The organism is Pseudomonas sp. AK106 (assembly GCF_053903055.1).
In genome coordinates this window covers 1,748,790-1,771,570 of the sequence record NZ_CP096426.1, presented here as the reverse complement: position 1 = coordinate 1,771,570, position 22,781 = coordinate 1,748,790, and the positions used below count along the sequence as shown (strand labels likewise).

20 protein-coding genes are annotated in these 22,781 nt (G+C 64.5%); 7 read left to right on the top strand and 13 right to left on the bottom strand.

Features of this window, described 5'->3' with window-relative positions:
• Positions 1-16: 16 nt before the first annotated feature.
• From M1E04_RS08100 to M1E04_RS08050, 11 genes are all read right to left on the bottom strand, one after another.
• On the bottom strand, positions 17-1,477 hold the full coding sequence (locus M1E04_RS08100) for an NAD-dependent succinate-semialdehyde dehydrogenase (RefSeq protein WP_456292730.1): 1,461 nt from the start codon (positions 1,475-1,477) through the stop codon (positions 17-19).
• Positions 1,478-1,594: 117 nt separating this feature from the next.
• The gene (gene argE, locus M1E04_RS08095) at positions 1,595-2,764 is read right to left on the bottom strand and encodes an acetylornithine deacetylase (protein ID WP_456292729.1); all 1,170 of its coding nucleotides are present in this window, start codon (positions 2,762-2,764) and stop codon (positions 1,595-1,597) included.
• Positions 2,761-3,915 carry an NAD(P)/FAD-dependent oxidoreductase gene (locus M1E04_RS08090; protein ID WP_456292728.1) on the bottom strand — a complete coding sequence of 385 codons (1,155 nt, stop codon included), beginning with the start codon at positions 3,913-3,915 and terminating at the stop codon, positions 2,761-2,763. Before M1E04_RS08090 ends, argE begins: the two co-directional genes overlap by 4 nt.
• On the bottom strand, positions 3,912-5,303 hold the full coding sequence (locus tag M1E04_RS08085; protein WP_456292727.1) for an FAD-dependent oxidoreductase: 1,392 nt from the start codon (positions 5,301-5,303) through the stop codon (positions 3,912-3,914). The genes M1E04_RS08090 and M1E04_RS08085 overlap by 4 nt, the downstream gene beginning before the upstream one ends.
• Positions 5,285-5,593: a (2Fe-2S)-binding protein gene (locus M1E04_RS08080; protein ID WP_065987223.1), complete on the bottom strand. Its 309-nt coding sequence runs from the start codon at positions 5,591-5,593 to the stop codon at positions 5,285-5,287. Before M1E04_RS08080 ends, M1E04_RS08085 begins: the two co-directional genes overlap by 19 nt.
• Complete coding sequence (locus tag M1E04_RS08075; RefSeq protein WP_456292726.1) at positions 5,590-7,431, bottom strand: ABC transporter ATP-binding protein; 1,842 nt, start codon at positions 7,429-7,431, stop codon at positions 5,590-5,592. Before M1E04_RS08075 ends, M1E04_RS08080 begins: the two co-directional genes overlap by 4 nt.
• A 1-nt stretch (position 7,432) precedes the next feature.
• Complete coding sequence (locus M1E04_RS08070; RefSeq protein ID WP_065987221.1) at positions 7,433-8,308, bottom strand: ABC transporter permease; 876 nt, start codon at positions 8,306-8,308, stop codon at positions 7,433-7,435.
• Complete coding sequence (locus tag M1E04_RS08065) at positions 8,305-9,261, bottom strand: ABC transporter permease (protein ID WP_410933854.1); 957 nt, start codon at positions 9,259-9,261, stop codon at positions 8,305-8,307. The genes M1E04_RS08070 and M1E04_RS08065 overlap by 4 nt, the downstream gene beginning before the upstream one ends.
• Before the next feature lie 12 nt (positions 9,262-9,273).
• Positions 9,274-10,911: an ABC transporter substrate-binding protein gene (locus M1E04_RS08060; protein WP_065987219.1), complete on the bottom strand. Its 1,638-nt coding sequence runs from the start codon at positions 10,909-10,911 to the stop codon at positions 9,274-9,276.
• A gap of 106 nt (positions 10,912-11,017) precedes the next feature.
• Positions 11,018-12,292: an NAD(P)/FAD-dependent oxidoreductase gene (locus tag M1E04_RS08055; RefSeq protein ID WP_192135804.1), complete on the bottom strand. Its 1,275-nt coding sequence runs from the start codon at positions 12,290-12,292 to the stop codon at positions 11,018-11,020.
• A 43-nt stretch (positions 12,293-12,335) separates the two neighbouring features.
• The gene (locus tag M1E04_RS08050; protein WP_037011693.1) at positions 12,336-13,004 is read right to left on the bottom strand and encodes a haloacid dehalogenase type II; all 669 of its coding nucleotides are present in this window, start codon (positions 13,002-13,004) and stop codon (positions 12,336-12,338) included.
• A gap of 520 nt (positions 13,005-13,524) precedes the next feature.
• Between M1E04_RS08050 and M1E04_RS08045 the strand changes: the two genes are divergently transcribed.
• Both M1E04_RS08045 and M1E04_RS08040 read left to right on the top strand, forming a co-directional pair.
• Positions 13,525-14,376 carry a GNAT family N-acetyltransferase gene (locus M1E04_RS08045; protein WP_456292725.1) on the top strand — a complete coding sequence of 284 codons (852 nt, stop codon included), beginning with the start codon at positions 13,525-13,527 and terminating at the stop codon, positions 14,374-14,376.
• A 21-nt stretch (positions 14,377-14,397) separates the two neighbouring features.
• Positions 14,398-15,111: a cupin domain-containing protein gene (locus M1E04_RS08040; RefSeq protein ID WP_456292724.1), complete on the top strand. Its 714-nt coding sequence runs from the start codon at positions 14,398-14,400 to the stop codon at positions 15,109-15,111.
• A gap of 642 nt (positions 15,112-15,753) precedes the next feature.
• On the opposite strand, the gene M1E04_RS08035 is transcribed toward M1E04_RS08040, so the two are convergent.
• Positions 15,754-16,638, bottom strand: a complete 885-nt coding sequence (locus tag M1E04_RS08035; protein WP_192135798.1) for a LysR family transcriptional regulator — start codon at positions 16,636-16,638, stop codon at positions 15,754-15,756.
• A 95-nt stretch (positions 16,639-16,733) separates the two neighbouring features.
• Here M1E04_RS08035 and M1E04_RS08030 point away from each other — a divergent pair, with 95 nt between their 5' ends.
• From M1E04_RS08030 to M1E04_RS08015, 4 genes are read left to right on the top strand one after another with little or no spacing between them, the layout of a single operon-like run.
• The gene (locus M1E04_RS08030; protein ID WP_456292723.1) at positions 16,734-17,879 is read left to right on the top strand and encodes a DSD1 family PLP-dependent enzyme; all 1,146 of its coding nucleotides are present in this window, start codon (positions 16,734-16,736) and stop codon (positions 17,877-17,879) included.
• The gene (locus tag M1E04_RS08025) at positions 17,869-18,303 is read left to right on the top strand and encodes a RidA family protein (RefSeq protein WP_369318592.1); all 435 of its coding nucleotides are present in this window, start codon (positions 17,869-17,871) and stop codon (positions 18,301-18,303) included. The genes M1E04_RS08030 and M1E04_RS08025 overlap by 11 nt, the downstream gene beginning before the upstream one ends.
• Positions 18,300-19,481 (top strand): NAD(P)/FAD-dependent oxidoreductase, encoded by a 1,182-nt coding sequence (locus M1E04_RS08020; RefSeq protein ID WP_065986151.1) that lies wholly within the window; start codon positions 18,300-18,302, stop codon positions 19,479-19,481. The genes M1E04_RS08025 and M1E04_RS08020 overlap by 4 nt, the downstream gene beginning before the upstream one ends.
• On the top strand, positions 19,478-20,323 hold the full coding sequence (locus M1E04_RS08015; protein WP_456292722.1) for a GNAT family N-acetyltransferase: 846 nt from the start codon (positions 19,478-19,480) through the stop codon (positions 20,321-20,323). The genes M1E04_RS08020 and M1E04_RS08015 overlap by 4 nt, the downstream gene beginning before the upstream one ends.
• 202 nt (positions 20,324-20,525) lie before the next feature.
• Here M1E04_RS08015 and M1E04_RS08010 read toward each other — a convergent pair whose 3' ends face one another.
• Positions 20,526-20,696: a hypothetical protein gene (locus tag M1E04_RS08010; protein ID WP_456292721.1), complete on the bottom strand. Its 171-nt coding sequence runs from the start codon at positions 20,694-20,696 to the stop codon at positions 20,526-20,528.
• A gap of 557 nt (positions 20,697-21,253) precedes the next feature.
• On the opposite strand from M1E04_RS08010, the gene M1E04_RS08005 reads away from it, so the two are divergent.
• Positions 21,254-22,717 (top strand): aldehyde dehydrogenase family protein, encoded by a 1,464-nt coding sequence (locus M1E04_RS08005; protein WP_456292720.1) that lies wholly within the window; start codon positions 21,254-21,256, stop codon positions 22,715-22,717.
• The last annotated feature ends 64 nt before the right edge of the window (positions 22,718-22,781 follow it).

The following is a 22,781-nucleotide window of genomic DNA, read 5'->3' as shown; positions in this document are numbered from 1 at the left end:
CGCCCCTCGGGATGAATCAGTTCAAGCCGCCGATGTGGAAGGCTTTGACTTCAAGGTACTCGTCCAGGCCGTACTTGCTGCCCTCGCGGCCGAGGCCCGATTGTTTGATGCCGCCGAAGGGCGCGACTTCCATCGAGATGATCCCGGTGTTGAGCCCGACCATGCCGAATTCCAGCGCCTCGCCGAAGCGCCACGAGCGTTTCAGGTCCTGGGTGAAATAGTAGGCGCCCAAACCGAACGGGGTGGCATTGGCCAGGGCCAGCGCTTCGGCTTCATCAGTAAAGCGCATCAACGGCGCCACCGGGCCGAAGGTTTCCTCATTGGCCAGCAGCATGTCGGCGTGGGCGTCAGCCAGAACCGTGGGTTGCACGAACTGGCTGTCGCCCGTGGGAATCCCGCCGCAGAGCAGTCTGGCGCCCTGACTCAAGGCATCGTCGATGTGCCGGGCCACCTTGGCGACCGCCGCCGGGTTGATCAGCGGGCCGATGGTCACCCCCTCTTCCAGGCCGTTGCCGACCTTAAGTTTGCCCACCTCTTCCACCAACCGCGCGGCGAAACGGTCGTAGATGCCCGCCTGCACCAGGATGCGGTTGGCGCACACACAGGTTTGCCCGGCGTTGCGAAACTTGCTGATCATCACACCGGCCACGGCCTGTTCCAGGTCGGCGTCGTCGAACACCACAAACGGCGCATTGCCGCCCAGCTCCAGGCTCAGGCGCTTGATGTGCTCGGCGCTCTGGCGCATCAGCAGGCGGCCGACGGCGGTGGAGCCGGTGAAGGAAATCTTGCGCACCGCCGGGTTGCCGGTGAGTTCTTCACCGATGCCGGCGGGCATTCCGGTGAGGACGTTGAACACGCCGGCCGGAATGCCGACGCGCTCGGCCAGCACCGCCAGGGCGAGGGCCGACAGCGGCGTGAGGTCCGACGGTTTGACGATGATCGGGCAGCCGGCGGCCAGGGCCGGCGCGCATTTGCGGGTGATCATCGCGTTGGGGAAATTCCACGGGGTGATCGCGGCGCAGACGCCCACGGGTTGCTTGAGGGTCAGCAGCCGGCGGTCGCCACTGGGGGCCGGCATGGTTTCGCCGTAGACCCGGCGCGCTTCTTCGGCGAACCATTTGACGAAGCCGGCGCCGTAGCGGATTTCGCCCTTGGCCTCGTTCAGCGGCTTGCCCTGCTCGCAGGTCATGATCAGCGCGAGGTCGTCGAGGTGGTCAATCATTGCCTGGAACCATCGCTCCAGCAGCGCCGCACGCTCTGCCGCCGGACGCGCGCGCCATGCGGGCCAGGCACGTTCGGCGGCGTCGATGGCGCGGCGCGTGTCGACGGCGTCCATGGCCGGCACCTGGGCCAGAAGATCGCCGGTGGCGGGGTCGCGGACGTCGAGGGTGGCGCCGCTGTCGGCGGCGATCCACTCACCGTTCACGTAGGCGCGTTCAGCCAGCAGGCCGGGGTCTTGCAAGCGATTCTTGAGCATGGTCGAGTCCTGATCCGAGACAGATTCCAGTCTAGGGATCTGCCTCGAACGAGGATGCCGAAAGCGCCTTCAAACCAGCGTGCCGTGCTGAAATTCACGTCAGGACGGCAGGCTCTGCTACGCCTTCAGCGAGCTCAGCAGCCCTTGCAGAAAGCGCTCGCCGGCGTCCATCTGGCTGACCTCGATAAACTCGTCCGGCTTGTGCGCCTGCTCGATGGAACCCGGGCCGCACACCACCACCGGCACGTCGAGGCGCTGCTTGAACAGACCGCCTTCGGTGCCGAAGGAGACCTTGGTCATGCCGGTGTCCGCCGCAGCGAATTGCTTGAGGAAGCTCACCGCTTCGACGGTCGGGTGGGTGTCTAGGCCGGGGTAGACGTTGATGGTTTCGATCTCGATGGCCGCGACGCTGGAAAACTTCTGCGCCTCACGCACGATCACTTCGGCGCGCTCGCGCATCTGCTCGATGAACTGCTCGAGGTTGTCGGCGGGCAGGTTGCGCACCTCGAAATCCAGGGTGCACAGGTTTGGCACGATGTTCAGCGCCTTGCCGCCGCTGATCTGCCCGACATGCACGGTGCTGTAGGGCACGTCGTAGTCGGTGTCCTGGGCGCCGTGTTGTTGCAGGTGTTGCTGGCTTTCACGCAGGGAGGCAATGAAGTCGCAGGCCACGTGAATGGCGTTGACCGAGCGCGGCGCCAGGGACGAATGCGCCTCCTGGCCCCGGCAATAGGTCCGGTAGGAGCCCTTGCCCTTGTGGCCCAGTACGAATTGCATGTTGGTCGGCTCGCCGATCACGCAGAGAAACGGCCGCACGGGCGCCAGGTGCAGCACGTCGAGCAAGCGCCGCACGCCGACACAACCGATCTCCTCATCGTGGGACAGGGCCAGTTGCAGCGGGCGGTTGAGTGGGCGGTTGGCTGAGTACTCTGCTGCGTCGAGCATGGCGTCGATGGCCAGCGCGATGAAGCCCTTCATGTCGCAGCTGCCACGGCCATAGATGCGCCCGTCCTGCACAGTGGCGGCGAAGGCCGGAAAGGTCCACGCCTGCCCCGCCGCCGGCACCACGTCGGTGTGCCCGGACAGCAACACGCCGGGCTGGTCTTTCGGCCCGGTGCTGGCAAACAGGTTGGCCTTCTTGCCACTCTCGTCCTTGACGATCAGCGACTCGATGCCCTTGCTCAGCAGCAGGTCGCGGACGTAGTCGATCAGGGCCATGTTGGACTCAGACGACACCGTTTCGAAGGCCATCAGCCGTTTCAGAATCTCGAGAACGCGGGGTTTCATGAGGCGTGGCTCCGTTGCGCAGCAGGAAAGGCAAAACGTCTGATGGAGAATGCCTCGATCGGGGTCGTGGTGCGACCGGTGTCGAGCAGTTCGGCCATCACGTCACCGACGCCGGGGCCCAGCTGGAAGCCGTGGCCGCAGAAACCGAAGGCGTAGAACAGGCCGTCGACGGTGCCGCTGGGGCCCATGATCGGCAGCGAATCCGGCAGGTAGCCTTCGATGCCGCTCCACACGCGGATGATGTTTAGATTGCCAACGCCCGGCAGCAGGCGGCGCATCTGTTCGGCCTGATTGAGGATGCTGCGCGGCTCGACAGCGGCGCGACGGTTGAGCATGTCCGGTTTGCTGCGAAAGCCGCCGCCGATGACGATATTGCCCCGAGGGATCTGGCGGAAGTAGATCACCTCTTCGGGAATTTTGGTGTACACGCCGATCACCGTCGGCAAGGCGTAGGGCACCGGCTCGGTGACCGCCATCTGCGGGCCATGGGTGTCCAGCGGCGCCGGTTCGCCAAACTGCGCCGAGAGTTTCTGGCCCCAGGCGCCAGCCGTGATCAACAGCTGCGCGGCATGAAACTGGCGGCCGTCGGTGGTGGTGACGTGAAAGTCACCGCCGACCTTCTCGACCTCGGCCACTTCCGTACGCTCTTCGATTTGCGCGCCCAGACGTCGGGCCGCGCGGGCAAAGGCTGGCGCAGCGAGACGTGGGTTGGCGTGGCCGTCGTGGGGAGCGTAAGAGCCGCCTTTGACGTCAGCGCCGAGAAAACCAAAGCGCTCGTGCAGCTCGGCGCCACGATAGATTTTCAGGTCCAGTTGCTCGGCTTCCGGCGCGGCGGCGTAGGCCTCCAGCTCGGCGATTTCGTCTTCGCGGTAACACACGCGCATGTGCCCGCTGGGGATGAATTCGAGGTCGTCGTCGATCAGTTCCGGCAGGCGTTTCCACAGCGCGTACGAGCGGTTGGCCAGGGCCAGTTGGCCGAGAAAACGCCCTTGCCGGCGCACGTTGCCGAAGTTGACGCCGCTGGCGTACTGGCCGATCTGGTCGCGCTCCAGCAGGATCACCGACTGCCCGCGCTGACGCAGAAAGAACGCCGTCGCTGAGCCCATCACGCCGCCACCGACAATCACCACATCTGCTTTTTGCACACTCATGGCGACACCTCCTCAATGAGCATCGACAACGGTTTGACCGGCGCCTGCCCGCGCTGGCGACCGACTTCCTGCACCTGCACGCCGGCTTCTGCGGCGATCACTTCGGCACCCGCTTGCGAGCAATAACGCCCCTGGCAGCGGCCCATGCCGACCCGGCTGAAAGCCTTGGCGCGGTTGACTTCACAGGCGCCCTTCTCGTTGACCGTGCGGCGCAATTCGCCGGCGGTGATCATCTCGCAGCGACAGACGATGGCGCTGTCGGGCAAGGCCTTGGCCTGCTCGGCGGGCCACGGAAATGCTTCGGCCAGGCCCAGACGAAACTGGTCCATCACCGTGAGCGCCTGTTGCTGTTCATCGCGCAGCCCGGCATTGAACGGCTGCTTGAGGTCTTCGAGCAGTGCCAAGGCCACTCGGCGCCCGGCGTGCTCGGCGGCATCGGCGCCACGAATCTTCGCACCGTCACCGGCGGCATAGACGCCGTTCACCGAGGTACGACCGGCCTCGTCCGTCGCCAGCCACCATTGGCTGGAGGCGTCATCGAAGGCCATGGCGCAACCGGCCAGATCACCGAGCTGGGTTTCCGGGCGCAAGTGATAACCCAGCGCGACGGCGTCGGCCTGCACGGTCACGGCCTTGCCACTACCGGTGGTGAAGCGCACGCCTGCCACGCCATTGGCGCCATCGCCCAGTACCTCTAACGGCTTGACGCCGAAATGCACGGGCACTTTCGCCCGGTACAGCTGCGCCAGAAATTTCATGCCAGTCCACAGCAACCCCGGCCGCGCCACGAGTTTGGGCATGGCCTTGAGGCGCAGGCTGAAGGGTGAGGTATCGAGGACCGCGGCCACTTCGGCGCCGGCTTTGACGTACTGGCTGGCGACCAGGTACAGCAAGGGCCCGCTGCCCATGAACACCACGCGATGGCCGATGGACACGGCCTGATTCTTTAACGCGATCTGCGCCCCGCCCAGGCTGTAGGTGCCTGCCAGTTGCCAGCCTTCGATGGGCATCAGGCGGTCGGTTGCGCCGGTGCAGAGGATCAGCGCGTCGTAGTCCAGCGTGCTGTGGCGGCCCTGATTGGCGCAGCACAACTGCCCCGGCGTGAGGTTCCAGACCAGGGTGTCGGGCCGGTAATCGATGGCGCCGCGCAGACGGTCGAAGGTCTGGTGCAGGTCCTTGGCCTTGTCGGCTTCGCTGCCATACAAAGTGCTGTAATCGCGGGTGAAACCGTCCGGCTGGCGGCGGTAGATCTGCCCGCCGTCGCGGCGGTTTTCGTCCACCAGAATCGGTTTGATGCCGGCCGCCAGCAAGGTTTCGGCGCAGCGCACGCCGGCCGGGCCCGCACCGACGATGACGACGCGATGGGTGCTCAGCTGTGCAGTGGCCATGTCGCCTCCGGTTGTGTGGTGACGATGTCCAGGCCGTCGCGGACTTCGTTGGAGCAGGCGCGCAGGCGTTCACCGCTGCGGGTCCAGACCCAGCAGTCCTGGCACGCGCCCATCAGACAGAAACCGGCGCGGCGGCCGCTGTCGAATTCCGACTGGCGCAGCGCGGTGCCCTGGGTCAGCAACGCCACCATCAGCGTGTCGCCCTGCAACGCTTCGACCGGCGCGCCATCCACGGTCAGGTTGACCGTCGGCCGGCCTTGTTCGGCCAGCCTCAAAAAACGCCCTTTCATGCATACGCTCCAAAGCTTGTGGGGGTAACGCCGCGCTGGGTCGCCAGCAGGTCGGCGCCGTCGCGGTGGCAGAGAATTTCGCTGCCGTTGTCCAGGGTGCGGCGGTTCGGCGCGGTGCGGTTGCACAGGCCGTCGACGCGCATCGGGCAGCGATTGAGAAAGGTGCACAGCTCCGGCAGGTTGGCCCGCTCACCTATCGGCGGCAGCTCGCCATGGCTGGCGCCGCAGGTTTCCAGCCAGCCCTGACGCAGTTCCGGCACCGAATGGATCAACAGGTCGGTGTAGGGATGGTACGGCGCTTCAGCAAAGGATTCGCGGCGGCCGGCGTGGACTTTGTGGCCGCTGTACATCACCACGATGTCGTCGCACAGCGCGCGCACGGTGGAGATGTCGTGGCTGATGAACAGGTAGGACACGCCCAGTTGCTGGCGCAGGTCGCGCAGCAGTTCGAGGATCGCCGCGCCGACCACGGTGTCGAGGGCCGAGGTCACTTCATCGCAGAGAATCAGGTCCGGCTTGGCTGCCAGTGCACGGGCCAGATTGACTCGCTGTTTCTGGCCGCCCGACAGTTCATTGGGTCGGCGATCAGCCATGTCTCGCGGCAGGCGCACCAGGTCGAGCAGCTCACCGATGCGCGCCTGCAACGCTGCGCCCTTGAGGCCGAAGTACATCTTCAGCGGACGGCTGAGGATGGTCGCCACGCTGTGCATCGGATTGAGCGCGGTGTCGGCGTTCTGGAAGACCATCTGAATCCGGCGAAACTGCTCCGGCGTGCGCTCGGACAGGCTCCCGCCCAAGGGCTGGCCGTTGAAGGTCAGGCCGCCGAGGGCCGGGGTCAGCAGCCCCGCCACCACCCGCGCCAGGGTGGATTTTCCCGAGCCGGACTCACCGATCACGCCAATCGCCTGGCCCCGCCGCACGGTGAGGTCGATGTCTTCCAGCACGCGGATCGCCGGCATGCCGTGCAGGTTTTTGTTGCCGTAGCCGGCGGTCAGGCCGCTGATGGTCAGCAGCGGCGCCTCTTCAGCAACGCCACAGGGCGGGCGAATCCGCGTGTCAGGACGCGCGGCGGCGAGCAGGCTGCGGGTGTATTCGTGGGCCGGTGCCTTGAGCAGCGGCGCGGTGGCGCTTCTTTCGAGAATTTGCCCGCCGTTGAGCACGACAATCTGGTCGGCCATTTGCGCGACCACGGCGAGGTCGTGGGACACGTAGACCGCCGTGGCGCCGCGCTCACGCACCACACGCTTGAACGCCCGAAGCACGTCGATCTGGGTGGTGACGTCCAGGGCGGTGGTCGGTTCGTCGAGCACCACCAGCAGCGGGTCGCTGATCAGTGCCATGGCGGCCATCACTCGTTGCAGTTGCCCGCCAGAGACCTGGTGCGGGTAGCGACGCCCGATGCGTTCCGGGTTCGGCAGGGCCAGGTCGCGGAACAGGCCGATGGCCTTGGCTTCCAGTTCGGCGCGGGTGCCGAGGCCATGGATCAACGGCCCTTCGACCACTTGGTCGAGAAGTTTTTTCGCCGGATTAAAGGCGGCCGCCGCGCTCTGGGCAACGTACGAAACGCGATTGCCGCGCAAACCCTGAAGCTGTGTTTCGTCAAGGGCGAGCATGTCGTGTTCGCCGACCTGCACCACGCCGCCGGACAAGCGGCAGCCCCGTCGCGCATACCCGAGCAAGGCCAGGGCGATCGTGGTCTTGCCGGAGCCGGACTCGCCGATCAGGGCCAGTACTTCGCCCTTCTCCAGGGCAAAACTCACGCCCTTGACGATCTCCACCTCGCTGCCCGGATCACCGGCCACCACGCGCAAGTCTTCGACGCGAATCAACTGGGTCATATCAATGGCCTCCTGCGCGTCGACCGCGTCGCGATGACAGGTAGTCGATCAGCAAATTGACGCCGATGGTCAGCGTGCCGATGGCCAGCGCCGGAATGATGATCGCCATCGCGCCCTGATTGAGGCCGCCGATGTTTTCCCGCACCAGCGAGCCAAGGTCGGCGTCCGGCGGCTGCACGCCGAGGCCCAGAAAACTCATGCCGCTGAGCAACAGCACGATGTAGCCGAAACGCAGGCCGAGGTCGGTCAGCACCGGGTTGAGCATGTTCGGCAGGATTTCCCGGCATGCCACGTACAGCTTGCCTTCGCCCCGGGTGCGCGCCACTTGCACGTATTCCAGCGCCTCGATATTGACCGCCATGCTGCGGGCCACACGGAACGAGCCGGGGATGTAACTGATCACCGCCGTGCAGATCAACAGCGTGACCGACGAGCCAAACGCCGAGACCATGATCAGCGCGAGCATCTTGCTCGGGATCGAAATGAACGCGTCCATGATCCGGCTGATGATTTCGTCCAGCCACTTGGGCGAAACCACCGACAGCAGCGCGCAGCCGGTGCCGAAGAAGCTGGCCAACAGCGCCGCCACCAGCGACAGGCCGACGGTGAAGCGCGCGCCCACCAGCACCCGGCTGAGCATGTCGCGGCCCAGGTAATCGGTGCCAAAGGGATGCGCCAGGCTGAAGCCTTCGAAGATGTTGTCGGAGATCACTTCGCCGACCGGGTGCGGCGCCAGCCATGGGCCGAACAGCGCCACCAGCAGCCAGATCACACAGACGGCAGCGCCGACCAGTCCGAGCCAGGACGGGTTGCCGGAGACCTTGGCCAGTGCCAGGGCCGAAGACGCAGGCCTGGATTTCGCAATGAGCGGGTTCATTGGTTTCTCAGCCTCGGGTTGGAGAGGATGGCGCAGAGGTCGGCGAGCAACACCAACGCCAGATAGGCCGCGCAGAACAGCATGGTGCAGGCTTGCACCAAGGCCATGTCGCGGTTGGTCACGGCATCCACCATCAGGCTGGCAATGCCGGGGTAGTTGAAGATGGTTTCGACGATCACCACCCCGCCGAGCAGGTACGACAGGCTCAGGGCGATGGCATTGGCAATCGGCCCGATCGCGTTGGGCAAGGCGTGGCGCAGCACGATGCGGATCGGACTGACGCCTTTGAGGCGGGCCATTTCCACGTACGGGCTGTCGAGTTGGTCGATGACGGCGGCGCGGGTCATGCGCGCCATCTGCGCGACGATCACGCAGCACAGGGTCATCACCGGTAACGCGTAGGTGCGCAGAAATTGCAGCGGTGAAGTGATGTCGGTGGCGTAGGACAGCGCCGACAGCCAACCGAGGTTGACCGCGAAAATCAGCACCGCCAGGGTCGCCACCAGAAACTCAGGCACCGCGACCATGGCCAGGGTGATGAAGCTCAGGCAGCTGTCGATGCGCCCGCCCCGCCCCATCGCCGAACCGATGCCGAGGATCAGCGCCAGCGGCACCGACACCAGCGCCGTGGCGGCCGCCAGCATCAGCGTGTTGGGCACCCGCCCCGCCATCAATTCACCCACCGGCATGGCGTTGGACACCGACTGGCCCATGTCGCCGGTCAGCAGGCTCGTCAACCAGTGCAGATAGCGCAACACGCCGGGTTGATCGAGCCCCAGTTTCAGGCGAAGCGCCGCCACCTGTTCAGGGGTGGCGAACTGGCCGAGGGATTGCTGCGCCGCGTCGCCCGGCAGCACGGCCGTGATCGCAAACACGACCATGGACACGATCAACAGGGTCACGACCCCGGCACCGAGGCGCCGGCAGATCAACCACAGCGTATGGCTATTCATTGCACTGCCTCCTCAAGCGTCCAGCCACACCTGCTCGGCGAACATGTAGCCCATGAAGCCGCCCAACGGGTTGGAGTCGTAGCCCTTGATGCGCTGGTCGACGCCGTCGATGTTGCTGATGAACACCGGCACGCCGATGCCACAGTGGTCATGGACCAGAGTCTGCATGTCGCCATACATCTTGGCGCGCTTGGCGTCGTCGGTTTCGCCCCGGGCCAGCATCAGCAACTGGTCGAACTGATCGTTCTGCCAGCCGGACTCGTTCCACGGCGCCTTGGACTGGAAGAACTGCGAAAACATCACGTCGGCGTTCGGTCGCGGGTTGATGTTGCCGAAGCTCAACGGGTGCTTCATCCAGTGGTTGGACCAGTAGCCGTCGCTCGGCAGGCGGTTGACGTCCAGCTTGAGCCCGGCCTGTTTCGCCGATTGCTGCAGCAGCACGGCGATGTCCACGGAACCTGTCGCGGCAGGCGACGCCATGACGGGCATGGTGATGCTTTCCATGCCGGCTTTCTTCAGCAGGAATTTGGCTTTTTCAGGGTCGTAGACCGTCTGCGGCAAGTCGGTGTTGAAGTAGCGTGAACCCGGCGCAATAGGGTGATCGTTGCCGACCACGGCGAAGCCACGGAAGACGGCGGACTTGACCTGTTCGCGGTCCAGCAGCAGTTTCATCGCCTGGGTGAATTCCGGGCTTTTGCCGGGGAGCTGGTCCTGGCGAATGATCAAGTCGGTGTAGTTACCCGACGGTGCGTCGACGACGCGGTGTTTCGGGCTGGCGGCAATGCGCGTGGTGGAGCGCGGGTTGACCTCGTTGATCATGTGCACGTCGCCCGACAACAGCGCGTTAACCCGCGACGGTTCGTCGGCGATGGCGATGAATTCGATCTCGTCGAGGTACGGCAGGCCCGGCTTCCAGTAGTTCTTGTTGCGCACCGCCACCGAACGCACACCCGGCTTGAACTCGCCGACGGTGAACGGACCGGTGCCGATGCCTTTGTTGAAGTCGGTGGTGCCCTCCGGAACGATCAGCAGGTGCGACACGGCGAGAATGGACGGCAGTTCGGCGTTCGCGGCGCTGAGGCGAATCTGCACTTCGTTCGGGCCGGTGGCCTTGATTTCGGCGAACTGTTCCATCAGCGGCATGACTTTGGAACCGGTCAGCGGGTCCTTGTGGCGGCTGAGGGAGAACACCACGTCGGCGGCGCTGAGGCTTTTGCCGTTGTGGAAGGTCACGTCCTTGCGCAGCGTAATGGTCCACAGCGTGGCGTCAACGTTGTCGATGCGCTCGGCCAGTTCCAGCTGCGGCACCAAGTGCTTATCAAAACGGGTCAGGCCGTTGTAGAACATGTAGTGACGGGCATAGTCGGTGGACAGCGCGCCCTTGGCCGGGTCGAGGGTGTCGGCGGTGGAACTCGACATGCCGGCCACACGAATCTTGCCGCCCGGCTTGCCTTTGCCGCCGGCGGTGGCTTCTTCGGCGAACAGTTTGCCGGCGCTGCCAAACAGGCTGCCCGCCCCCGCTGCGGCGACGCCGGCCAGGCCGAGCATCTGCAAGGCGTTGCGCCGCGACATGCCGCGATTGAGGCCTTCGAATACCCGCAGGCTGTCTGGGCCGGAGATAAGCTCGGGGGTGTCTTTGTGGTCAGTCATATCAAGGCTACCTGTCGATGATCGGGATATTCGAGTGCTCACGGATGTCCGGAGCGTCCTGGAAACGCAGACGACGGTGACGCTACAGCGGCGACTTAGTGCGGCTTCAGTGCAGATAGTCCTGCAAGCGGTAGTACGCGCCCACGAACGGCAAAAACCAGGGCTTGCCGAAGTGCCCGGGGATCGCCGGCCATTCCAGTTCACGCCACGGATTGGCCGCCGCGTTGCCGGCCATGACCTCGGCCATGACCTGGCCCATGTGCACGGACATCTGCACGCCATGGCCGCTGTAGCCCATGGAATGGAACACGCCGCCGTGCTGGCCGGCGCGGGGCAGACGGTCGGACGTCATGTCCACCAGGCCGCCCCAGCAGTAATCGATTTTCACGTTGGCCAACGCCGGGAACATGTTCAGCATCGCCGCCCGCAGCACCTTGCCGCTCTTGGCGTCGGACACGCCGTCGGACATGGCAAACCGTGCACGGCCGCCAAACAGCAGGCGGTTGTCCGGGGTCAGGCGGAAGTAATTGCCGATCATGCGGCTGGTCACGTACGCCCGATGCTGCGGCAATAACTCGTCGATCAGCGCTTGGGGCAAGACTTCCGTGGCGATGACAAAACTGCCCACCGGCACGATTCGCCGGCGATACCAGCCGAGGTCACCGTGCTGGCAAGCGCCGGTCGCCAGCAACACTTGCCCGGCGTGCAGCGAGCCCTTGGCGGTGTTGACCTGATAACCGCCGGCCTGGGGCTTCCAGTCCTTGACCGGGGTGTGTTCGTAGACCATTGCGCCGCTCCGGGCAGCCGCTTCCGCCAGGCCGACACCAAAGCGGCCGACGTGCATCTGCACGCCATTGCGCTGCAACAACGCACCATGGAATTGCGTCGAGTTGACCTCGGCACGGGTTTGCTCGGCATTCAGCAGCTCGACATCGGCGTCCACCTCCCGGCGGATGAGCTCGCAGGTGCGTGCCAGGCCTTCGTAATGCAGGGGTTTGGCCGCCAGCTTGAGCTTGCCGTTGCGCACCAGGTCGCAGGCAATCTTTTCCTGCTCGACCAGCGACACCACTGTTTGCACCGCGCGTTCATAGGCCTGGTAATAGGCACGCGCCTTGGCCGTACCGAGACTGGCGTGCAGACCGGCGTAGTCCTGCGCCACGCCGGTGTTGCACTGCCCGCCGTTGCGCCCCGAGGCTTCGCCGATCACGCGACCGGCGTCCAGCACGACCACGCTGGCACCCTTGAGCGCCAACGCTCGCGCTGCGGACAGGCCGGTGAACCCGCCGCCGATCACCGCCACGTCGACCTGACCGGGCAAGCCGCCGAGTTGGGCACCGGTGAAGGCCGGTGCGGTGTCGAGCCAATAGGATTCACTGCCCATCTTTAACCCCTTATGTCTTAACCGGCATGCCGCAGCGTTTGACTTACAGGCCCACCAGCGCCGGCAGCCCGCCGATGTCGGTGATCTGCTGGTACTCGAAGAACGCGTTCGCCGGCACTTCATGACCACGGGCCACGAACGCCTTGTGCTTGATCTTCATGTCGTGGGCCGACATCAGGTCGTAACGGAAGCTCGAAGACACATGCAAGATGTCTTCCGGGCCGCAGCCGAGGTTGTCAAGCATGAACTCGAACGCGGCCAGACGCGGCTTGTAGGCCTGGGCCTGTTCGGCGGTGAAGACCTTGTGGAACGGCGCGCCGAGCTTGTCGACGTTGGACATGATCTGGCTGTCGCTGGCGTTGGAGAAGATCACCAGGGGAATCTTGTCGGCGATCTTCGACAAACCCGCCGGCACGTCGGCATGGGGGCCCCAGGTCGGCACCGCGTCGTAATACAGCTGGCCTTCATCGCGGTACTCGACGCCCCAACGTTTGCAGGTTCGGGCCAGGGCAGTCTTGAGGATGACGTCATACGGCTGCCAGTCGCCCATGACTTGGTCGAGGCGATAGGCCGAAAAGTCTTTGACGAACTGGTCCATCTGTTCAGGCTTGACGCGGTCGGCGAAGAGCTCACGGGTCATGGTGCCCATGTGAAAGTTGGTGAGCGTGCCGTAGCAGTCGAACGTGATGAATTTGGGACGAAGAAAGCTCATGGAGTGCGGTCCTGAAGTCAGTTGAGTGTGGCAAGCGTTCGCGGCCCTGACGGCGCGGCGGCCTCGTTGCAGCACAGCTTCATTACATCACTGTGAAATCAGCATATGCCGTCTAAAACGCCCCGTGCTCAATACAAACCACCGTTTTGGTGGCTGGCCTCAGCAGAGTTTGCGGTGCGCGCCAGCCTTGGGCAGGACCAGTGTTTGTGCGCTTTTAGGGGGCTTTTGTGATGAGGAGGCTCAAGGATGCGGGGTTGAAGCGGCAGAAAGTATGGCGTGGGGATCTTGAGTGCACTGATCGTTCCCTCGCTCCGCGTGGGAACGATCATCGGGGCTGAAACGATAAAATCCACCCTTGGCATTTGCTGCCGCCCTCGCCCCGGATTTAAGTACGAAGTAGGGTCGCGTCCCTCGGCGCGGGACGAATCTGCCGAATATCCCGAGCCCTCTTGTCAGCCCTTTAATCAGGTGGGATACAGGGCGCCAGTGCCACTTGAATACTGCATAACGGAGCCTCGCCATGTCCGCCCTGCCACACCCTTCTTATACCTACCGCCCAATGACCGTGGCCGACCTGACCGCCGCCCATGACCTGTCGGTGCAACTGAAATGGCCCCATCGCCTGGACGACTGGGCGATGTTGCACCGGGTCAGCGACGGTTTCGTGGTCATGGATGGCAAACGTCTGATTGGCAGCGCCTTTGTCTGCCCTCAAGGTGATTTCGCCACCATCGGCCTGGTGATCGTCAGCAACGATTATCAGGGCCAGGGCATTGGTCGCCGCTTGATGGAGAGGGCCCTCGCCGCGTGCGAGCCGCGCACGCCGATCCTCGATGCCACCGTCGCCGGCAAGCCGTTGTATGCCAGCCAGGGTTTTGTTGAGTTTGGTCGGGTGCAGCAGCATCAGGGCCAAGCGCAGGTGCCGGCGCTTGATGAGCTCGCCGACGGCGAAATCTGCCGAGCCCTTGGCGCTGACGATCAGACCGCCCTGCTCAACCTCGCCAGGAGCGCCAGCGGCCTCGACCGCCGCGATGTGTTGCGTGACCTGCAAGTCGAGCACGCCGTGGGCATCGAACGTGACGGTCAGCTGCGCGGTTTCGCCCTGCTGCGGCCATTCGGGCGCGGGCGCTGCATCGGGCCGGTGGTGGCGGAAAACATCCAGCAGGCCAAACACCTGATCGCCGTCTTGCTGGCACAGGTGCCTGACACCTTTGTGCGCATCGACATCCCCGTGTCCTGCGGCCTGAGCGACTGGCTCGAAGCCGCGGGCCTGAAGAACGTCGACACCGTGGTGCAGATGGCGCTGGGCACCCCACCCGAGGCCAGCCAGGGCGTCCAACCTTTTGCGCTGATCACCCAGGCGATCGGCTGACTTTGCTGCGGAGCGTTAACCATGTCATCTCCCGGTATTTTGCTGTTGGCGCGCGCTGATGGCAGCGGCATTGCGACGTCTTTCAACACGGCGCCGTTGGGCGCGCTTGATCCCTTTGCCGAGGCACGACAGGTGGCGTGGCGCGGTGATGACGGGGTGTCGGCCGGGCTGGTGCGGTTCACCGGCGACGCGTTGATCGAGGACTTTCCCTACAGCGAGACGCTGGTGGTGCACGCCGGGCATGTGGTGTTGAGCAGCGCGGAGCAGACGCTGGAGTTGAGCGTCGGCGCGAGTGCGGTGATTGGCCGTGGCAGTCGGGTGGCGGTGCATGCGAGCAGTGGCAGTGAGTGGGCGTTTTGTGCGGTGGATGTGGAGAACGCCCCTGCGCGGCCCGGTTTGACGCTGTTGCCGGCGCATTTGTGGCTGGAGCCGTCTGCGACGCTGGAACCGCCGATTTTGATCGGGCCTGCGCCGCAGTGTCGGGCGTTGAGTCTGTTCGAGGATGAGGTGACGGCGCTGAAGGTGGGGATTTGGGATTCGACGCCTTATCAGCGCCATGGTCGTGCGCATCGGTTGCATGAATTGATGCATCTGTTGGAGGGGAGCGTGACGCTGGCCGATGATCAGAGGGGTGAGGTGACGATTCATCCGGGGGATACGGTGTTCGTGGTGAAGGGGGCGTTTTGTGCGTGGACGAGTACGGTTTACGTTCGCAAGGTCTATGCGGTGAAGTGACCTCGGCGGTCTTTGGAGCAAGATCAAGATCAAGATCAAGGGCGTCTGCCTAGGGGCAGACTGTTTCGCCTTCGGCGAGTTACTTGGAAAAGCACCCCAAGTAACCAAGGGTGCTTGCTCCTGGTTTGGCTCCTCCTGCGTCGGAGTACCCTCACTCCGACGACGCTCCGTGGGCCCGCGCCGAACGGACATCCATGTCCCGACGGCGCTCTCGCCGCATCCATGCGGCTCGGCCCACTGCGCGTCGTCTGCGTTCAGCCTGCACCCAAGTCGCGATTGGTGTCGTCTGGGCTTTTTGCGTATGAAGATCAAAAGCGCGCTTACGCTTGGTAGGACCGGCTTTAGCCGGGAAGCCTTTGATCTTGATCGTTCCCACGCTCTGCGTGGGAATGCATCCCATGACGCTCCGCGTCACCGCTCTGGCTGAAAGAACGCCCACTCATTGTTGACCGGCTTCAGCCGGGAAGAGGCCAGTCTGGACGCCATCAATTGTGCGGTGTAACGCCTGACGCCTTCCCGGCTGAAGCCGGTCCTACTGCGCGCGCAGTGTGTTTTGTGTGGGACCGGCTTTAGCCGGGAAGAGGCCAGTCCCAGCGCCGAGGATGTTGCGGCATGACGCCTGATCCCCGATCAAACCGACGCTCACACCTTCAACGCATCTTCCAGAAACGCCACCAACGCTTGCACCCTGGGGCTGCGGAGTTTGCGGGAGGGTACGAGGAGGTTGACGGGGGCGCTGTCGAAGTTCCAGTCGGCGAGGACGCGGACGAGGTTGCCGCTGGCGATGGCGTCGCTGACGTCCCATTGCGAGCGCAGCACCAGGCCCAGGCCTTGTTCGGCCCAGCGGCGGGCGACGCTGCCGTCGTTGGTGAGCAGGGCCGGTTCGACGCGCAGGGTTTTTCGGGCGGGGCCTTTGCGCAGGTGCCAGAGGGTGACGTCTTCGTCGTTTTCACGGATGCAGATGCAGCGATGGGCGCTGAGCTGGTCCGGCGCTGTCGGCTCGCCGTGTTCGTGCAGGTAGGCCGGGCTTGCGCACAGCCAGCGCTCGTTCGGTGAGAGTGGCCGTGCGGTCCAGAGGCTGTCGTTGAGGTGGCCGATGTGGATCACGGCGTCGCTGTCGTGCCGATCCGGCCAAGGGGTTTCGCGCAGGTCGAGGTGCAGGCACAGCCGCGGATGCAGCCGGATGAAGCGCGCCAGCAGCGGTGCCAGTCGCTGTCGTCCGAAACCGAAGGGCGCCGCCAGCCGCAGCGTGCCCACCAGTCTCTCGTCCTTTTGCCGGAAGGACTCGGGCAGCGCTTCGAGCTGCTCCAGCAACAGCGCGCTTTCCCGGGAGAAGCGTTCGCCATCGGCGGTCAGGCTCAGGCGGCGGGCGTCGCGGTTGGCCAGGGTCAGGCCGAGCAGGGTCTCCAGTTTCCGCAGGCGCATGGACAGCGCCGGCGGCGAAACATTGAGCGCTCTGGCTGCCGCACTCAGGGATTCGGCGCGGCTCAATGCGACCGCCAGGCGCAAGTCTTCGATGGAGATCATTCACTTATACTTAATGATTGATGAGACTGGATTGAACCACACCTTAACGACAGCTGAGTAGAGTCCACCCTGTCCCTCGCCACCCGAGTTCCGTCATGTCTACGCCGATTGCCTCTCTCGACACCCCCGCCGCGCTGGTCGATGTTCCGCGCATGCAGCGCAATATCCAGCGCATGCAGCAACGCATGGACAGCCTCGGCGTGCGCTTGCGTCCCCACGTCAAGACCAGTAAATGCCTGCCGGTGATTCAGGCGCAGATCGCTGCGGGTGCCAGCGGCGTGACGGTGTCCACCCTGAAGGAAGCCGAACACTGTTTTAACCAGGGCATTGGCGATGTGCTGTATGCGGTCGCCATCGCTCCGGGCAAATTATTCCAGGCGCTGGCGCTGCGGCGCGTCGGTTGCAACCTGAGCGTGCTGACCGACAGCGTCCAGGGCGCACAGGCCATCGTCGCCTTCGCCCGTGAGCACGACGAATCCAACCCCGTCTGGCCCGTCTGGATCGAGGTCGACTGTGACGGCCATCGCTCGGGCCTCGCCGCTGAAGACCCCGCGCTCATCGACGTCGCGCGCATCCTCACCGACGGCGGTCTGCAGCTGCGCGGCGTGATGACCCACGCCGGTTCCAGCTACGAACTCGACAACCCTGAAGCCCTGCAAGCCCTCGCCGAGCAGGAGCGCGCCCTCTGCGTCCGCGCCGCTCAACGCATCCGTGAAGCCGGGATCGACTGCCCGGACGTCAGCATCGGCTCCACGCCCACCGCGCTGTCAGCTCTACGCTTGGACGGCGTGACCGAGGTGCGTGCCGGCGTGTATGTGTTCTTCGATCTGGTCATGCACAACATCGGCGTCTGCCAGGCCGACGAGTTGGCCCTGAGCGTGCTGACCACGGTGATCGGCCATCAGCAGGACAAGGGCTGGATCATCACCGACGCCGGCTGGATGGCCATGAGTCGTGATCGCGGCACCCAGCGTCAGCGCCACGATTTCGGTTATGGCCAGGTGTGCACCGAAACGGGAGAATGGATCGATGGGGGGTTGGTTACCGGCGCCAATCAGGAGCACGGGATTATCACCTTGGGCGACGCCAGCCATGCCGACCTCGCCGCGCGCTTCCCTATCGGCAGCCGGCTGCGCATTCTGCCCAACCACGCCTGCGCCACCGGTGCGCAGTTTCCGGACTATCACGCCCTCGACGCGGACGGCGCGGTGCACACCTGGGGTCGTCTGCATGGCTGGTGATCTCGACATTATTCACACGGCCGACGCAGCAGCGCCGGGCGGGCACTATTCCCAGGCCGTGGCCTACGGAGGCGTGGTCTACGTGTCCGGGCAATTGCCGGTACGCGCCAATGGCGAGCACAGCGCCGACCAACCGTTCGAGGTGCAGGCCTCCATTGCCCTCGACAACCTGGTCGCGATCCTCCGGGAAGCGGGCCTGGGCCCAAGCGATTTGCTGAAAGTCACGGTCTACGTGGTGGGCATTGAACACTGGCCGGCCTTTGACCGACTCTACGCGCAGTACCTGGGCCAGCATCGGCCCGCCCGCGCCGTGGTGCCGGTCCCGGTTTTGCATCACGGTTACCTGATTGAAATCGAAGCGGTCGCCCGTGACCCACGGCACCGCGACCTGGAAGCCCGGGGCGTACAAGAGGAGTCTTCATGAACCCGCAAAAAAGCGATGTGCTGGTCATTGGCGGCGGCGTCATGGGCGCCTCGTCGACGTTTTTCCTGCAGCGGCGCGGCCGCTCGGTGACGCTGCTGGAGCGCGACCAGATCGGTCAGTACGCCAGCGGCGTGAACTTCGGCAATGTGCGGCGGCAAGGGCGCTATCTGGGCCAGCTCGAACTGGCGAACCGGTCGTGGGGTTTGTGGAAACGCTTGCCGGAGCTGATCGACGATGACCTGGAATTCATCCCCAGCGGGCACATGCGTGTGTGTTACCGCGAGGACGAAATCGCCGAGCTGGAGGCTTACGCCGCGGCCCCGGAAGCCGAGCAGCTGGACCTGAAAATCTATCGCGGCGCCGAGTTGCACACGCGATTTCCTTTTCTTGGCGCAGAGGTCAAGGGCGGTTCCTACGCGCCCCACGACGGTCACGCCAATCCGCGTCTGGCGGCACCCGCCTTTGCCCGCGCGGCCCGACGCCTCGGCGCACGCATCGAAGAACGCACCGAAGTCGCCGACGTGCAAAAAGTCGGCGGACAGTTCCACGTCACCACCACCGACGGGCAATTGTTCGTCGCCGAGCAGCTGTTGATCACCGCCGGCGCGTGGGCGACCAAGCTGTCTCAACAGTTCGATGAGCCCGTGCCCCTGGAGCCGAACGGCCCGCAGATGTCGGTGACGGAGCCTGTGCCCTACGCCTTGCCGACGGTGATCGGCGTGTTCACCAAGATCAAGGAAGAGGTGATCTACTTCCGGCAGATTCCCCGCGGCAACATCATCATCGGCGGCGGCGCCCGCTGCGCGCCGGACATGGTCAACCGTCGGGCATTTTTCAAGCCTGAAAGCCTGCTCAACCAGATGCGCCAGATGAAGCGGCTGGTGCCCGGCGCCGAGAAGCTCAACATCATCCGCACCTGGAGTGGCATCGAAAGCTACACGCCGGACTCGCTGCCGGTGATGGGCCCCAGCGGCATGGTCGACGGGCTGTTTTACGCCTTCGGCTTCTGCGGCCATGGCTTCCAGCTCGGCCCCGGTGTCGGCGACGTGATGGCCGAACTGATCAGCACCGGCAGCACCAGCACGTCCATCAGCCCCTTCGACATCCGCCGGTTTACTCAGCCATCACTCGTACCGCAATTGGCGACCAGCCTTCTCAGCACAGGAAAACTCATATGAGCGACGCCTACGTTTACCGCACGGCCAAAGCGGAGGATATGCCCGCCGCCCACGCGCTCTCGGTGCAGTTGAAGTGGCCCCATCGCGAGGAAGACTGGGCAATGGTGCAGCGCACGTCCGAGGGTTTTGTCGCTGAACACGAGGGTCAGTTGGTGGGCGTGGCGTTCGCCTGCCATCAGGGGGCTTATTCTTCCATCGGGTTGGTGATCGTCAGTGATCAGCACCAGAGCAAAGGCATTGGCCGCCAGTTGATGCACCTGTGCCTGGACGCCGCCGCGCCACGCACGCCGATCCTCAACGCCACTGAATCGGGGGCGCCGCTGTATGTGAGCATGGGTTTCGTCGAATACGCTCGGATTCAGCAGCATCAAGGCGTGCCGCACATGCCGCCGGTTCTGGCTGCGACGGGAGACGCGCTGTGTCGTGAGGTGACGCAGGCCGAATACCCGCAGGTGATTGAACTGGCCAATGTCGGCAGCGGGCTGGACCGCACGGCGGTGCTCGCCGATTTGCTGCCGACGGCGGAGTGCGTGGTGGGCGTTGAGGTGCAAGGGCAACTGAAGGGATGCGCCCTGCTCCGCCAGTTTGGTCGCGGGCATCTCATTGGGCCGGTGGTCGCGCAGGATCTGGCGCAGGCAAAACAGATGATCACGCACCTGCTGGGCCTGATTCCCGGCGCGTTTGTGCGCTTCGACATTTTGGCTGATTGCGGGCTGGTGGACTGGCTGGAGGGGATGGGACTGCCGTGCGTCGATCGCGCGCCTCGGATGGTGCTGGGCGAACCGCCGCGCTCACGGGATGGCATTGCCCAGTTCGCGATGGTGACCCAAGCGATTGGGTGAACGTTGCCAGGCACGCCGCGATGGGTAGGACCGGCTTCAGCCGGGAAAGCGTCAGGCGTCACGCCGCAAAATTGATGGCGCTCACACAGGCCTCTTCCCGGCTAAAGCCAGTCCTACAAAAACAGACCGCGTTCATGCCGCCAATCAAGCAGCGCACGCCAATCCCCTGTAGGACCGGCTTCAGCCGGGAAAGCGTCGGGCGTCACACCGCAAAATTGATGGCGTTCACACAGGCCTCGTCCCGGCTAAAGCCGGTCCTACAAAAACAGACCGCGTTCATGCCGCCAATCAAGCAGCGCACGCCAATCCCCTGTAGGACCGGCTTCAGCCGGGAAAGCGTCAGGCGCAACACCGCAAATTTGATGGCGTTCACACAGGCCTCTTCCCGGCTAAAGCCAGTCCTACAAAAACAGACCGCATGCATCCCGCCAATCATGCAGCGCACGCAATCCCCTGTAGGACCGGCTTCAGCCGGGAAAGCGTCAGGCGTCACGCCGCGAAATTGATGGCGCTCGCACTGGCCTCTTCCCGGCTAAAGCCAGTCCTACAAAAACAGACCGCATGCATCCCGCCAATCAGGCAGCGTACGCAATCCCCTGTAGGACCGGCTTCAGCCGGGAAAGCGTCAGCCGCCACGCCGCGAAATTGTGGGTGCTCATGCGGGCCTCTTCCCGGCTGAAGCCGGTCCTACAAAAACATATCGCGTGCATTCAGGGTATCCGGCACGACCTCGACTGTAGGACTGGCTTTAGCCGGGAAGACGTCAGGTGTCACACCGCAAAACGGATGGCGTGGACCCCGGCGGATTCAGCAGATTCTCCCTTGCAGACCGCAACAACGGCATCTTTTGCCTGGGCCGGTTTGTTAGCGTATCGAGACGTCAGGACTCGCTGTTCGCAGCCCTTATCACCGCTCCAGGGAGCTAGCTGGATGACCTCACACCCTTCAAACACCCACGGCATCGAGCTGCATAACGCCGGGCAGTTTTACATCAACGGCGAGTGGACTTCCCCCGCGATTCCGGCCCTTCTGCCCGTGGTCAATCCCGCCACTGAAGAGGTGGTCGCCGAGGTCGCGCGGGGGTCGGCGGAGGACGTTGATCGCGCCGTCGCGGCAGCCCGCGCTGCCTTCCCCGGCTGGTCAGCAACACCGGTCGTAGAACGCGCAGCGATCCTGAGCAAAATCCACGCATTGATCCTTGAGCGCAAAGAGCCCCTCGCCCAGGCCCTGTCGCTGGAAATGGGCGCCGCCATCAGTTTCTCCCGCGCCATGCAGGTGCCGCTGGCCGCCGAACACGTGCGGGTTGCCCGGGATCTGCTCTCCACCTACCCCTTCAGAACCGTTGAAGGCACCACCTCCATCGAGCGGGAAGCTATCGGCGTCTGCGGTCTGATCACCCCTTGGAACTGGCCGCTCTATCAGATCACTGCCAAAGTCGCGCCGGCCCTCGCCGCCGGATGCACCGTGGTCCTAAAACCCAGCGAGCTGTCCCCGTTAAGCGCCCTGCTGTTCGCCCAACTGGTCCACGACGCCGGCCTGCCCCCCGGCGTGTTCAATCTGGTCAACGGCAGCGGCGCGGACGTCGGTGCCGCCATCGCGGCCCACACCGACATTGACATGATTTCCATCACCGGCTCGAACCGTGCCGGCGCCCTCGTCGCACAAGCGGCGGCGGTCACGGTAAAACGCGTGACCCAGGAACTGGGCGGCAAGTCGCCGAACGTCATGCTGCCTGACGCCGACTTTGCCAAAGTCGTGCCCTTGGGGGTGATGTCGGCCTTGCGCAACGTCGGCCAGTCGTGCAGCGCGCCGACCCGAATGATCGTGCCCCGCGCCCGCCTCGCTGAAGTCGAAGCACTGGCGGCCGCCGCCGCCAACGCCTTGATCGTCGGTGACCCGCAATCCCCCGACACCCAACTCGGCCCGATTGCCAACGAAGCCCAATTCAGCCGCGTTCAAGCCATGATCGAAGCCGGCATCGGCGAAGGCGCGAAATTGCTGTGCGGCGGCCCGGGCCGTGTGCCGGGTTTTGAAAAAGGCTTCTACACCCGGCCAACGGTGTTCTCCGAAGTCGACTCGGCGATGCGCATCGCCCAGGAGGAAATCTTCGGCCCGGTGCTGTGCATCCTGGCCTATGACTCCATCGACGAAGCCGTGGCCATCGCCAACGACACGGTCTATGGGCTGGGCGCCCACGTGCAGGCGCAGGACTTCGAACTGGGCCGCGCCGTGGCTTCGCGCATCCGTGCCGGGCAAGTGCACCTGAACCATCCGGCGTGGGATCCCATGGCGCCCTTCGGCGGCTACAAGCGCTCGGGCAATGGCCGCGAGTACGGCGTGCAAGGGTTTGAAGAGTACCTGGAGACCAAGGCGATTATCGGCTTCAACGCCTGATCCGCGTTTGGTCGATTGAGCCTGCCAACCGCCCACAAACAGCGGCCATAAAAAAGGGCTGTCC